Origin of the sequence: Bacillus pfraonensis (genome assembly GCF_050768835.1) — a bacterium.
GTDB classification, from domain to species: domain Bacteria; phylum Bacillota; class Bacilli; order Bacillales; family Bacillaceae_G; genus Bacillus_A; species Bacillus_A pfraonensis.
Map to the genome: position 1 here is coordinate 1 of NZ_JAHCDO010000045.1, position 13,984 is coordinate 13,984.

General features: G+C 37.1%; 9 protein-coding genes and 2 pseudogenes. 9 read left to right on the forward strand and 2 right to left on the reverse strand.

Features of this window, described 5'->3' with window-relative positions; genetic code table 11:
• Positions 1-379: 379 nt before the first annotated feature.
• Positions 380-1,381 (forward strand): LacI family DNA-binding transcriptional regulator, encoded by a 1,002-nt coding sequence (locus KFD70_RS26340; protein WP_336454378.1) that lies wholly within the window; start codon positions 380-382, stop codon positions 1,379-1,381.
• Positions 1,382-1,471: 90 nt separating this feature from the next.
• On the opposite strand, the gene KFD70_RS26345 is transcribed toward KFD70_RS26340, so the two are convergent.
• On the reverse strand, positions 1,472-2,752 hold the full coding sequence (locus KFD70_RS26345; protein WP_336454377.1) for an MFS transporter: 1,281 nt from the start codon (positions 2,750-2,752) through the stop codon (positions 1,472-1,474).
• A 476-nt stretch (positions 2,753-3,228) separates the two neighbouring features.
• On the opposite strand from KFD70_RS26345, the gene iolG reads away from it, so the two are divergent.
• The 8 genes and pseudogenes from iolG (at position 3,229) to KFD70_RS26385 (ending at position 12,877) form a co-directional block, all read left to right on the forward strand.
• Positions 3,229-4,254 carry an inositol 2-dehydrogenase gene (iolG, locus tag KFD70_RS26350; RefSeq protein WP_336454376.1) on the forward strand — a complete coding sequence of 342 codons (1,026 nt, stop codon included), beginning with the start codon at positions 3,229-3,231 and terminating at the stop codon, positions 4,252-4,254.
• Positions 4,255-4,359: 105 nt separating this feature from the next.
• Entirely contained in the window at positions 4,360-5,358 is a 999-nt protein-coding gene (gene iolC, locus KFD70_RS26355; protein ID WP_336454375.1) for a 5-dehydro-2-deoxygluconokinase, read from the forward strand.
• Between the two features lie 77 nt (positions 5,359-5,435).
• Positions 5,436-6,899, forward strand: a complete 1,464-nt coding sequence (locus tag KFD70_RS26360) for a CoA-acylating methylmalonate-semialdehyde dehydrogenase (RefSeq protein ID WP_336454374.1) — start codon at positions 5,436-5,438, stop codon at positions 6,897-6,899.
• 143 nt (positions 6,900-7,042) lie between these two features.
• Positions 7,043-8,977 carry a 3D-(3,5/4)-trihydroxycyclohexane-1,2-dione acylhydrolase (decyclizing) gene (iolD, locus tag KFD70_RS26365; protein WP_336454373.1) on the forward strand — a complete coding sequence of 645 codons (1,935 nt, stop codon included), beginning with the start codon at positions 7,043-7,045 and terminating at the stop codon, positions 8,975-8,977.
• A 127-nt stretch (positions 8,978-9,104) separates the two neighbouring features.
• Positions 9,105-10,001, forward strand: a complete 897-nt coding sequence (gene iolE / locus KFD70_RS26370; RefSeq protein ID WP_336454372.1) for a myo-inosose-2 dehydratase — start codon at positions 9,105-9,107, stop codon at positions 9,999-10,001.
• 71 nt (positions 10,002-10,072) lie between these two features.
• Positions 10,073-11,071, forward strand: a pseudogene (locus KFD70_RS26375) (LacI family DNA-binding transcriptional regulator).
• Positions 11,072-11,135: 64 nt separating this feature from the next.
• Positions 11,136-11,981 carry a class II fructose-bisphosphate aldolase gene (locus tag KFD70_RS26380; protein WP_336454371.1) on the forward strand — a complete coding sequence of 282 codons (846 nt, stop codon included), beginning with the start codon at positions 11,136-11,138 and terminating at the stop codon, positions 11,979-11,981.
• Between the two features lie 104 nt (positions 11,982-12,085).
• Positions 12,086-12,877, forward strand: a complete 792-nt coding sequence (locus tag KFD70_RS26385; protein ID WP_336454370.1) for a 5-deoxy-glucuronate isomerase — start codon at positions 12,086-12,088, stop codon at positions 12,875-12,877.
• Between the two features lie 577 nt (positions 12,878-13,454).
• Here KFD70_RS26385 and KFD70_RS26390 read toward each other — a convergent pair.
• Positions 13,455-13,799: pseudogene (locus tag KFD70_RS26390) on the reverse strand (IS4 family transposase); the annotation flags it as partial.
• Positions 13,800-13,984: the final 185 nt, after the last annotated feature.

Genomic DNA, 13,984 nt, shown 5'->3' on the forward strand with positions numbered 1-13,984 from the left:
GAACAGCTGATAACTTTATCTCATTTGAGTATGTATTAAATGTTGTACCTTTTTTTACCATAAAAAATCCCCTCCAAGTAATAGTGTAACATCCATCTGTATACATGGTCTTTTTTACACTGTCTACCTAAAGGGGATAATATCAAATACGGTCTTTTTTTGTTTTTATCGAAGCATTCTGCTCGTAAAAAGCCTTTAATACAGGGGCGTGTTTATAAGTTGAAATAGCCACTTGTAATAAGGATTTACGTAAATGAGAGAAATCACACTTGTAGGTCGAAGTACCTATAAACTTTAAAAAAATTCCTTTTGTGTACCAAGATGCGAAATTTATTTATAATAAAATAAAGAAAAAGATGATTAAGAAGGGACAATCAAAGTGAAACCAACAATTTATGATGTTGCTGAAAAAGCAGGTGTATCAATAGCAACGGTATCCAAAGTAATTAATCAAACAGGGCGTATTAGTGAAAAAACGATAAACAAAGTAAATAAGGTAATGGATGAATTAGATTATCAGCCAAGTAGTGTAGCAGCGGCGTTAACAGGTAAAAAAACATATACGATTGGGGTACTTGTTCCAGATATCTCAAACTCCTTTTTTGCAGAAGTAGCAAGAGCTTTTGAAAATAGTGCACGAGAATCAGGGTATACACTCATTTTATGTAGTACAGACCATCAAACAAAACGTGAGCACGAATATATTGATTTATTATTTAAAAAGCAAGTAGACGGCATTATTATTGCAACGGAGCTAAATGATTATAAACTAGTTAAAAAAATAGTGAATCGAGATTTGCCGCTTGTATTATTTACCGTAGATCATCCTTCCATCACAACTCATGTTGTAACAACTGATGATATGAGAGGAGGCTATCTGGCTGGGAATTATCTGACGCAGAAAGGACACACATCTTTAACAATTATGATGGAGAAGGATAGAAAAAGTAGCTTAGGGAGACTGAATGGTTTCAAACAAGCTCTTACGGATTCAGGGATTTCGTTAGATGATGATGCTATAATTAGCTGCTATTCTACGGTTGAAGATAGCAAACGTGCAAGTAAAGAATTACTTGATTTGCCTAACAGGCCTACAGCGGTTTTTGCTTGTACAGATTTAATTGCTATATGCCTGATGAATGAAGCAAGAAAACAAGGACTTTCGATTCCGGAAGATTTATCAATTATCGGTTTTGATAATACTATTTATGCTGAGATTGCAGATCCAGGGTTAACGACGATTGAACAGCCGATTAAACAAATGGCAGCCTGTACGTTTGAACAACTGCTAAAAACGATGGAAATGAAGACGCATGCTAAGCAAAAAATTACAATTATTCCTCAATTAGTAGAGCGATCCTCAGTAAAGGATATTACATGATAGTTTTTTTAGTAGCCTACTTGAATGTAACAAGAAGAAGAGCATCGTAACTATGTGCAGTTATGATGCTCTTCTCTTTTTGTTAAGAGTCTATACTGAGAATTGCTCTCCACTTTCAGTGTTTAAATCTTGTTTAATTTCATTTTCCTTCGGAATGGTAAGGAAATGAGTTAAAAATGCACCAAAGAAGTACAAACCAGCAAAGATCCAAATCACGCCACCTACACCTAATAGGCCAATGAAGGCAGTTACAACTAATGGCCCAACGAAAGCTGATAATCCTGAACCTAAATTTAAGACAGACATTGCGGCTCCTTTATTTTCGGGAGCTAAAGATGGTACTAAAGCTGTAAGAGGTACATAACCGGCAAGTGTTGCTCCATAGCAACATGCAACAAATAATATTGCCCAATAATTATGTCCTACCATTTGTGGTACATAATAGAGTGCAAGAGTTACAATTCCGCAACCAACTCCTCCGAACCATTTAATCGTATTTACCCAACCAAACTTGTCTCCAACAATACCAAAAATAATATTAAACACCATATTTACAAAGAATAGAGTACCCCAAATTTGAAGCCATTCAGTCATCGTAAAATTATATTTCATCATATAGGTAGGTAGGAAAACAACAAATCCAAACTGAGCAGCCGAGTTTATAATTTTTACAATACCACCTATACCAACTTTAGGGTTTTCAAATGCGATGGTAATGCCTTTTAGTAATTCACTTGATTTGTTAGCGCTTACGGTTTGTGCTTTAAATTTGTCCTTATTTACAACAATTGAGAATAATCCCCCGACGACAACAAAAATTAAAGCGCTCCATAAAGTAGCAATTTCTCCGATTTTAGGAACCATATAGCTAGAATAAAAGGCTCCTATAACACTAAGCCCAAGCTGGAATACGAACCAGAACCAGCCAACTGCTCTTGAAAGCATTTGCTGAGGAGTACTGTAAGATACCCAAACTAAGAATGAATAAGCAAATAAGGGATAACCAAATCCTCGTAGAGCGTAGCAAATTAATATTACAGGATAATTCATATGTTGAATTCCTATACCTATGAATCCAATGGAACCCAAAATGAATGATACTAAACCAAACGTCATTACTTTTCTTGGTCCCCACATTTGTACAAATACCCCCGAAAACCAGGAGGAAGCAGATACAGTAATTCCGTAAATAGTAAACAGAAGAGCAGCGTGTTCTAGCGTTAGGCCTTTCTCAACGAGATAAGGGGATAACCATCCCTGTTCTAAACCGTCCCCAATCATAAAAACAATAATCCCTATGTATCCCCAAGTTAAATTAGAAGGGATACCAATCTTGTCCATAAATGTTTTGTTTGAACTAATTGCGTTCATTCTCCCACCACCGATAAATTATTTTTTGGTTAAGCGCTTAATTCTTTTTGATAAAAAAGTATACGCTTACATTATTGGGTCGTCAATGAAATTTTTTGACAATTTACAACTTTCTTTCATAGGTTTCAATTTATTTAAGTATTGGACGCTAAAATAATCGTGAGTATGAATAGAAATAAATAACTTAAAGATGGGTTGTTAGTAGTTTAAAGGTTTAATTTTCTTTGTTATATCAGTATTTTAAAAGAAGATATTTGTTTCTAATTATTAATTTGTATATGGATGTAGTACGTTTATTGAGGAAATTTGAAATTTGAATGAAAAGAAAAGTATTCAAAAAAATAAAAATGTTTTCAATTTAGAGTCAAGTGTGTATAATGAAGAAAAATAGGGAAAGCGCTTAACTTAATTTGATAAGCTAAACCTTATAGACTTTCATTTTGTTTCTTAAATTTAAATAAAGAGGGAGAAATCATATGAATGTTTTAACGATTGGGATTATTGGTGCAGGACGAATTGGGAAACTGCATGTTGATAATTTGCAGCTTATGCCACAAGTAAAAATTAAAGCGGTTTCAGATGTAGTGATTAGTCATCTAGAAAAGTGGGCTCAAGATAAAGGGATTTCCACTCTGACTACAAACTATCAGGATTTATTAGCAGATCCAGAAATTGATGCTGTCTTTATTTGTTCACCAACCAATACACATGCGCAAATTATTAAAGAAGCGGCTCTTGCGAAAAAACATATTTTCTGCGAAAAGCCTGTTAGTTTCTCAGTAGAAGAAACATTAGAAGCATTAGAAGTGGTAAAAGAACAAGGAGTATCTCTTCAAGTAGGTTTTAATCGTCGTTTCGATCCTAACTTCAGGAAAGTTTACGATCTTATTCAACAAGGAGAAGTGGGACAGCCACATATTTTAAAAATTACGTCTAGAGATCCGCAACCGCCAAGTATAGAATATGTTCGCTCTTCAGGTGGATTGTTTATGGATATGATGATCCATGATTTTGATATGGCTCGATATGTCATGAATAGTGAGGTTGTTGAAGTATTTGCATATGGAACAACATTAATTGACCCATCAATTCAGGAAGTAAATGATGTTGATACGGCAATTGTTACATTAAAATTTGCAAATGGAACATTAGGCGTAATTGATAATAGCCGCCAAGCTGTTTACGGATATGACCAACGTCTTGAAGTGTTTGGTGAAAAAGGGGCGGTCGCTGCTGATAATTGCTGTCCGACAACAGTACAAGTGTCAAAAACAGAAGGTGTTGTAAAAGATAAGCCGTTGTATTTCTTCTTAGAGCGCTATACGCAAGCTTATATTGAAGAAGTAACACAATTTACAAAGTCAATTATTGAAGGACAAGCTGTTATTTGCAGTGGTAATGATGGATTGCAAGCAGAACGAATTGCGAAGGCTGCGAAGGAATCTTTACTAACAGGAAAACCTGTTCAAATTGAACATAAACAGCCTGCATTAAACCAATAAAGAGAGCGCTTACTTATAGATAGATAAAGAGTCATGAATTTTAGGTTCATAAAAAATTCTTAACCATATCATTTACTCTTTTATAAAGCACGGGAGGTAGTAACAATGAATCCACTTATTTTTAAAGAAGATCGTCCATTAGACCTAATTGCAGTTGGACGTTTATGCGTTGATTTAAATGCTAATGAAACACAACGCCCTATGGAAGAAACAAGAACATTTACTAAGTATGTGGGAGGATCTCCTGCCAATATTGCGATTGGTGCGGCACGTCTTGGCTTACAAACAGGATTTATCGGTAAAGTGTCCGATGATCAAATGGGCCGCTTTATTACAGGGTATCTAAAGGAAAACAATATTAATACAGATCAGATATGTATTGATCGTACTGGTGCAGTGACAGGTCTAGCTTTTACAGAAATTAAAAGCCCTGAAGATTGCAGTATTTTAATGTATCGTGACAATGTCGCGGATTTAAAGCTTGATCCAACAGAAGTATCTGAGGACTATATTAAACAATCAAAAGCACTCTTAATTTCAGGAACAGCTTTAGCGAAAAGCCCTTCTCGCGAGGCAGTATTTTTAGCGCTAGAATATGCGCGTAAGCATGATGTAGTCGTATTTTTTGATGTGGATTACCGCCCTTATACATGGCAGTCAGAAGTGGAAACGGCTGTGTATTACAATCTAGCGGCTGAAAAATCTGATGTCATTATTGGAACGCGTGAAGAGTTTGATAGGATGGAAAAACTATTAAACTACGAACAATCTAATGATCAAGTTACGGCTGAGAGATGGTTTTCTCATCATGCGAAAATCGTCGTAATTAAGCACGGCGGGGATGGTTCAATCGCTTATACAAAAGACGGTCAATCTCACCGAGGCGGTATCTTTAAAACAAAGGTACTCAAAACGTTTGGTGCTGGTGATTCGTATGCTTCTGCGTTTATTTACGGCTTAATGCAAGAGCTTGAGATTCCTCAAGCGATGCGATTAGGAGGCGCTTCTGCTTCAATTGTTATTTCCAAGCATAGCTGTTCTGATGCAATGCCAACAAGTGTAGAGATTTCTGCATTTATGGAAACGGCTGAGGAAATTGTATAGAAACTTCATAAACCAATAATCAAGTAAGGGCGTATCCTATGGACGCTTCTACATTACATAAAAAGGAGAGAATTAATATGACAGTACAAACAGCACAAATTGTAAAAAACTACATTGGCGGCGAATGGGTAGAATCCTCTTCAACTAAGATGGAGGCTGTATATAATCCTGCAACAGGAGAAGTAATCGCTCAAGTACCCCTTTCAACAAAAGAAGATGTAGAACAAGCTGTACTAGCTGCAAATGAAGCGTTCAAACTTTGGTCCAAAACAGCAGTGCCAAAACGTGCTCGTATTCTATTTAAATATCAACAATTACTAGTAGAGAACTGGGAAGAGTTAGCGAAACTTATTACGATTGAAAATGGAAAAAGCTATAACGAAGCTTACGGTGAAGTTCTTCGTGGTATTGAGTGTGTGGAATTTGCAGCAGGTGCTCCTACATTAATGATGGGAAAACAACTTCCTGATATTGCAACAGGTATTGAGTCTGGCATGTATCGTTATCCAATTGGTGTTATAGGCGGGATCACACCTTTTAACTTCCCGATGATGGTTCCATGCTGGATGTTCCCACTTGCGATTGCTTGCGGTAATACATTTGTGTTAAAGCCTTCAGAGCGTACACCACTTCTAGCGGCAAAATTAGCTGAATTAGCTGAAGAAGCAGGTTTACCAAAAGGCGTATTAAATATCGTAAATGGAGCACACGATGTAGTAAATGGTCTTCTGGAACATAAATTAGTGAAGGCTATTTCGTTTGTAGGTTCTCAGCCAGTTGCAGAATATGTATACAAAAAAGGAACAGAAAACTTAAAACGTGTTCAAGCATTAGCGGGTGCGAAAAACCATTCCATCGTATTAAATGATGCGAATCTTGAACTAGCAACAAAGCAGATTATTAGTGCTGCATTCGGTTCAGCTGGTGAGCGTTGTATGGCTGCTTCTGTTGTAACAGTACAAGAAGAAATTGCTGATCAATTAGTTGGAAAACTAGTAGAAGAAACAAATAAAATTGTGATCGGCAATGGTCTTGATGAAGATGTATTTTTAGGACCAGTTATTCGTGATAACCATAAAGAGCGCACAATTGGTTACATCGATTCAGGCGTAGAACAGGGCGCTACATTAGTTCGTGATGGACGTGAAGATACAGCAGTAAAAGGAGCTGGCTACTTCGTTGGCCCAACAATTTTTGACCATGTTACAAAAGAAATGAAAATCTGGCAAGATGAGATTTTTGCTCCTGTTTTATCTATTGTTCGTGTGAAATCATTGGATGAAGCGATTGAAATTGCGAATGAGTCTCGATTTGCAAATGGGGCTTGCATTTATACAGATAGCGGAGCAAGTGTACGTCAATTCCGTGAAACAATTGAATCAGGTATGTTAGGTGTGAATGTTGGGGTTCCGGCACCAATGGCATTCTTCCCGTTCTCAGGCTGGAAAGATTCGTTCTACGGTGACCTTCATGCGAACGGTACTGACGGCGTTGAGTTTTATACAAGAAAGAAAATGCTTACATCTCGTTGGGAGAAGTAATGAATAAGAGAGAAGTACTTCCTCTCTAATTGCTCGTAAACGAAAGTATCACGAAAACATAAGAAGGAAGTATTAGGAGTTTATCAAATTCCTAATACTCCTTTTTCATATACAGAATGACTGATTAGAAAGGAGCAAACATTATGCAAACAGTTAGAATGACGACGGCACAAGCGTTGGTGAAATTTTTGAATCAACAGTACGTAGAGTTTGATGGAGAGCAACATAAGTTTATTAAGGGCATCTTTACCATTTTTGGTCATGGCAATGTAGTAGGCCTAGGTCAAGCATTAGAAGAGGATGCAGGAGAATTAGAAGTATATCAAGGAAGAAACGAACAAGGGATGGTAAATGCTGCGATAGCTTTTGCAAAACAAAAGCATCGAAAACAAATTATGGCATGTACCTCTTCTGTTGGTCCTGGATCGGCAAATATGATTACAGCTGCTGCAACAGCTTCTGCAAATAATATTCCTGTTTTACTACTTCCAGGTGATGTATTTGCAACGAGACAACCTGATCCTGTTCTTCAACAAATTGAGCAAACACATGACTTATCTATTTCTACGAATGATGCTTTTCGTGCGGTAAGTAAGTACTGGGATCGGGTAAATCGTCCTGAACAATTGATGACAGCAATGATTCATGCAATGCGTGTCTTAACGAACCCGGCAGATACAGGAGCTGTAACAATCTGTTTACCACAAGATGTGCAAGGGGAAGCATGGGATTTTCCAAGCTACTTCTTCCAAAAGCGTATTCATCGTATTGAACGTCGTCTGCCTACAAAAGCCAGTTTAGCGGATGCGGTTGAAATGATTAAGAGAAAGAAAAAGCCAGTTATGATTTGCGGTGGTGGTGTACGATACGCAGAAGCAGCAGAAGAACTAAAACAGTTTGCTGAAACATTCCATATTCCATTTGGGGAAACACAAGCTGGAAAAAGTGCGATTGAAAGCAGCCATCCATATAATCTTGGTGGCATTGGTGTAACTGGAAATTTAGCAGCCAATACAATTGCAAAAGAAGCAGATCTTGTCATTGGAATCGGGACGAGATTTACTGATTTTACGACTGCATCTAAACAATTATTTCAAAACGAAGAAGTTGAGTTTTTAAATATCAACATTTCAGAATTTCATGCGAACAAGCTTGATGCATTGAAGGTTATAGCAGATGCGAAAGAAGCACTCCTTGCCATTTTAGATGAATTGCAAGCAATTGGTTATCAATCTAGTTATACAACAGAAATAGCAGATGCGAAAGAGGCTTGGGCTACAGAATTAGCACGTCTACATAGTATTTGCTTTACAAGTCAAGATTTTACACCAGAAATAGCAGGTCATTTCGATGAGAATTTAAATGAGTATGTAGACATACTTGGTACGCAATTAACGCAGACAGTAGTCATTGGAAAAATTAATACATTACTTGATGAAGATGCGGTCATCGTTGGTGCAGCGGGAAGTCTCCCGGGTGATTTACAAAGAATGTGGGCATCGAGAAAACCAAATACATATCACATGGAGTATGGATACTCTTGTATGGGCTATGAGGTTGCGGGTGCACTTGGTGCAAAGCTAGCTGAACCAACGAAGGAAGTATATGCAATGGTAGGGGATGGAAGCTACCAAATGCTTCATTCTGAGCTTGTTACAAGTCTTCAAGAAGACAAAAAAATTAACGTATTATTATTTGATAACTCCGGTTTTGGCTGCATTAATAACTTGCAAATGGGCAATGGAATGGGGAGCTTCGGAACAGAGTTTCGTTACCGAAATCACGAAACTGGAAAATTAAACGGGAGTATTATGAAAATTGACTTTGCAGCTAGTGCGGCTGGATATGGTGTGAAAACGTATCGTGTTACATCAATAGAACAATTACAAGAAGCGCTTGAAGATGCGAAAAAACAAACGGTTTCTACTTTGATTGATATTAAAGTATTACCCAAAACGATGACAAATGGATACGAATCATGGTGGCATGTAGGTGTTGCAGAGTTATCTAATAGTCAAAGTGTACAAGCTGCATACGAGAATAAAGTACGTAACTTGCAAAAGGCAAGATCTTATTAGATTAAGACATTAAGAGAGCTTTTCATCTATATGCATGTTTTTTTAGAAAGCTCTCTTTTTTTACGAACGTAAAAGGGGAGTTGGCGAAGTTCGTATACAACATTTTGTATAGAGGAGAGACAGGAAAATGTTCAAAGAAAACACGATTAAGCTTGGAATTGCACCAATTGCTTGGACAAATGATGATATGCCGGAGCTAGGGGCAGAGAATACGTTTGAACAATGTATTAGCGAGATGGCACTAGCTGGCTTTAATGGAAGTGAAGTAGGCAATAAATATCCGAGAGAGATAGCTGTATTGAAAAAAGCTTTGGAATTACGAAGTTTAGAGATTGCTAGCGCATGGTTTAGTGCATTCTTGACAACGAAACCACTTGAAGAGACAGTACAAGCATTTATTAAGCATAGAGACTTCTTACATGAGGTGGGTGCAAAAGTTATCGTTGTATCAGAGCAAGGACATAGTATTCAAGGTTTAATGGATGTACCGCTATTCAAAAACAAGCCTGTTTTTACAGAAGAAGAGTGGCATAAGCTTGCAGCTGGACTACATCATCTCGGTAAATTAGCACAGGAAAAGGGACTACACATTGTCTACCATCATCATATGGGTACGGGTGTTCAAACAACAGCAGAAATTGAAAAATTAATGGAAATGACTGATCCAGAGCTTGTATCCCTGCTTTTTGATACAGGGCATCTTGTTTTTTCAGGAGAAGAGCCACTTTATATTTTGAAAAAATATTTACCTCGTATTAAACACGTACATTTAAAAGATGTTCGCCAAGAAGTAGTAGATGCCGTTAAGGAAAACAATTTAAGCTTCTTACAGGCAGTGAAAAACGGGGCATTTACAGTTCCGGGAGATGGCGTAATTGTATTTGACGAAGTGTTTACTATCCTTGCTAACTCTGGTTATAAAGGTTGGTTTGTGGTAGAAGCAGAGCAAGATCCAGCTTTAGCGAATCCTTTTGAATACGCATTAAAAGCTCGGAAATTTATACAAGAAAAAGCAGGTCTTTAATTTCTAATTGTAAGATTATAAGTTCCAATCGTCTACAAAGAGTAAGGAATAGTAGGAAAAGGAGGTGTTATATGAAACCAACAATTTATAGTGTTGCAGAAGAAGCTGGTGTATCCATCTCTACTGTTTCAAAGGTAATCAATCAGACTGGGAATATTAGTGAGCGTACAAGGAGAAAAGTACTCCAGGTTATGGATGAACTAAATTACCATCCAAGTGTTGTAGCATCTGCTTTAACAGGAAAACAAACAAAAATGATTGGTCTTCTCATCCCTGACATCTCCAATCCGTTTTTTGCTGAAGTAGCAAGAAGTATTGAAGATCGAAGCTATGAGCTGGGGTTTCATGTCATGATATGTAATACGGATAATGATGCACAGAAGGAAAAAAAGTATTTATCATTATTAACTCGTCAAAGAATCGACGGTCTTATTATCGCTTCAGCCTTCCGAAATGCTAGTTTATTGGAGAATATGGTGAAACAAGATGTGCCTGTTAGTTTAATTGCTACAGAAATCTTTAAATTACCTGTCAACACTGTAACAATAGATGACTATAAAGGAGCTCATTTAGCTACTTCTTATTTACTGTCTTTACATCATAGGAAAGTCGCTATTATTACAGAAGATGCCAAAAGTAATCAACTTCGTTTAAGCGCCTTTAAAGAAGCCATGCAAGAAGAGGGAATAATCGTACCCAACGATTATGTAGTGAAAACGGAAGCGACAATTCAAAAAGGTTACGAGAGTGCTCAACAACTTTTGGGATTGCAAGAAAGACCGACCGCGATTTTTGCCTGTAATGATTTATTGGCGATTGGAGTCATGAAAGCCGCTAAAAAAGTTGGTTTGAATGTTCCTGAAGATTTGTAAATTATTGGTTTTGATAATGCTGTACTTTCTACTATAACAACCCCTATGTTAACGACCATTGCCCAGCCAATGAAGCAAATGGGGACAAAAGTAGTAGAATTGCTCGTTGAAGAGATGAAACATCCAAAACTTTGTAAGGAACGCTTGCTTCTTACCCCTAAGTTAATTATTCGGCAATCAACTTGCCCCCTTACGTAAGGAAAAAAAGACGAGACTTTTGTTATTCCGTTTAATAAATAATATTGAAAAAGGTGAATCTGTAATGCCATTAGTGCAAATGAAGGATATTTTAGTAAAAGCAAATCAAGAGAATTATGGAGTCGGAGCTTTCAGTGTCGCCAATATGGAAATGGTAATAGGAGCTATTAAAGCAGCTGAAGAGTTACGTTCTCCGCTTATTATACAAATTGCGGAAGTTCGTCTGAATCATTCGCCAATTCATATGATTGGTCCTTTAATGGTGGCTGCGGCGAAAAAAGCGACTGTCCCAGTAGCAGTTCACTTTGATCATGGTATGACGATTGAAAAGATTAAAGAGACGTTAGAGATCGGTTTTAGTTCGGTTATGTTTGATGGCTCTCACTATCCGTTAGAAGAGAATATCCAAAAGACAAAAGAAATTGTAGAACTTGCGAAGCAGTACGGAGCGACAGTAGAGGCTGAGATTGGCAGAGTAGGTGGTAGTGAGGATGGATCAGAAGATATTAAGATGCTGCTGACAAGCACCAAAGAAGCAAAACGATTTGCGGAAGAAACAAACGTAGATGCGTTAGCAGTTGCGATTGGAAATGCACACGGTATGTACAATGGAGATCCTGATTTACGATTAGACCGCTTACAGGAAATTAATGAGGCAGTTCATATTCCATTGGTATTGCATGGTGGTTCTGGTATGAGTTCAGAGGATTTCAAGCAATGTATTCAACATAGTGTTCGCAAAATTAATGTAGCAACAGCAACTTTTCATAATGTAATTACTGCGGTTAACGCTTCCGTTGGAAATGCTCCTTATTCAGATTACTTTACATATCATCAAGATGTGATTTATGCCGCATACGAAAACATTAAACATCATATGCAGATATTCGGAAGTAAAAACAGAGCATAACTAGAAAATCTTCCTTCATTAGTAATGGAAGAAACTCGAAGTTTAGTCAACTGACAAAGATAGGAAATTATAGCGTGATCATTAAATAAAAGGGGGAGAAAGCCATGTTAGGAAAATTAGGTGAATTAAAAGAAGGATATAATGTATTAACAGAAATGAACGGTCAGTGCAGTGATATGTTAATGGACATCGGCATTTATAAGATGTCTTATGGAAAAGAAGAGTTACTATTAGATAAAAAGAATGAAACGGCGGTTCTTTTACTAGAAGGGACAATACGTTTAGAGTGGGAAGGAAATGTACAAGAGATTCAAAGACAGTCTGTTTTTGAGGAAAATCCTTGGTGTTTGCATGTGGCAAAAAATGTAAAGGTTACAATTACTGCTCTTTCAGACAGTGAAGTGCTTATTCAAAAAACGGATAATGATAAAGAATTTGTGTCTAAGTTGTATACTCCAAATGATTGTCAAAGTGTTGTAGCTGGAGAAGGGGTATGGGAGGGAACTGCACAACGCGTTATTCGCACAATTTTTGACTATGGCAATGCAGCATACTCTAACATGGTAGTAGGAGAAGTTATTTCTTATCCAGGAAGATGGTCCAGTTATCCGCCGCATCACCATGATCAACCAGAGGTATATTATTACCGCTTTAACAAGCAACAAGGATTTGGTTGTGCAATGGTTGGCGAGGATGCTTATCGCGTCGTACATAATAGCTTTATTACGATTCCAGGTGAGCTAGACCATCCACAAGCAACGGCGCCTGGCTATGCAATGTATTTTTGTTGGATGATTCGACATCTTGAGAATAATCCATGGAACGATCGTATTATGGAGGAAGACCACAAGTGGTTATTAGAAACAAACGCGAAAATTTGGCCAGAAAAGGAATAGACGAAAATAAAGGTTCTGGTGCAAAAATAAATTATAAAAAAGTAGGAACTGCGACGTTTATAAAAAGGTTACGATGCTTTGCCCCTTTGGATCTGTTTATCTAAAGGGGTGTTTTTATAGTGAAAAGAAAATCTGAACGGAAAGGCGGATCAAGAAACCCTTGAGTAGCAATAAAGTTATTCTAAACTAAACATTATATATAGATACATTTATTATTTGACCCAGTACCAGCGTTGCTGTAACCAGGGACAAAGTAATTTAATTTGTAAAAGAACGAACGTTTTGGACTAAACTTAATTTTAAAGGTAAATTTTATTTCGTTTTTGAAACATGATTTCATCTTACCTTGTTGGTGATGGGAAACGGCCGACAAAATGATTATATGAACCAATCTAATTGCCTCTAGTTGTTGAGAAGTATTGCAGGATATCCTGTACAACCTTGCTTTGAATGTCACTATGATGTTGAAAGTGCACCAATTCAAAGGACCAGAAGTGACATACTGTAGTCTCTCCATTTTCAATCCATGGTTGTGTTTCTTTGTGGTTTCCAGTCACATCTATTTGTTCAGATGTGTTTGTCTCAAAAATTGCGTTTGTTCACATATTTTTTGTTGTAACAGTAAAGCAAAAATATGTTGTAAAAATAAAACTGCTTTTGCATTTAAACGTTTATTTAAGCCCTCAGGGCTGAGTAAAGTACCAGTAGCTGCATGAAGCCTGCTACATAATCGGACTAAGGAATCACTTGTCACCCTTTGACTGATCCAAATACAAATGGTAGCTAAATCTGAGCCAAAAAACTTACGTTTTCGTTTTATAAATCCGATTTCTCTTGCAAGTTCTTCTAAGAATACAGGTGTAACATATCGTTGTAATTCTTCTGCAAATGGTAGTAGTTCATCTTGAATCGAGGGATTCATAAGAAAACGCCATCCTTTCCAATCTAGCATTTTTAGAAAGAATAACGTTTTTCGATATTTGAGGGTATTAAAATTTCTAAAATTGATGGGCATGTATGGTGACCCCTAATTACAAATGAAAGTGTCCTATTAATATTTCAAAAAATACCTAATCCCATCCTCCTGCTATATTTTTAGTTAACCCC

Bases quoted from the DNA above. Each gene is read 5' to 3' on its own strand.
- KFD70_RS26360 (WP_336454374.1), top strand. From the start codon at position 5,436: ATGACAGTACAAACAGCACAAATTGTAAAAAACTACATTGGCGGCGAA.
- KFD70_RS26385 (WP_336454370.1), top strand. From the start codon at position 12,086: ATGTTAGGAAAATTAGGTGAATTAAAAGAAGGATATAATGTATTAACA.
- KFD70_RS26380 (WP_336454371.1), top strand. From the start codon at position 11,136: ATGCCATTAGTGCAAATGAAGGATATTTTAGTAAAAGCAAATCAAGAG.
- KFD70_RS26345 (WP_336454377.1), bottom strand. From the start codon at position 2,752: ATGAACGCAATTAGTTCAAACAAAACATTTATGGACAAGATTGGTATC.
- iolE (WP_336454372.1), top strand. From the start codon at position 9,105: ATGTTCAAAGAAAACACGATTAAGCTTGGAATTGCACCAATTGCTTGG.
- iolC (WP_336454375.1), top strand. From the start codon at position 4,360: ATGAATCCACTTATTTTTAAAGAAGATCGTCCATTAGACCTAATTGCA.
- iolD (WP_336454373.1), top strand. From the start codon at position 7,043: ATGCAAACAGTTAGAATGACGACGGCACAAGCGTTGGTGAAATTTTTG.
- iolG (WP_336454376.1), top strand. From the start codon at position 3,229: ATGAATGTTTTAACGATTGGGATTATTGGTGCAGGACGAATTGGGAAA.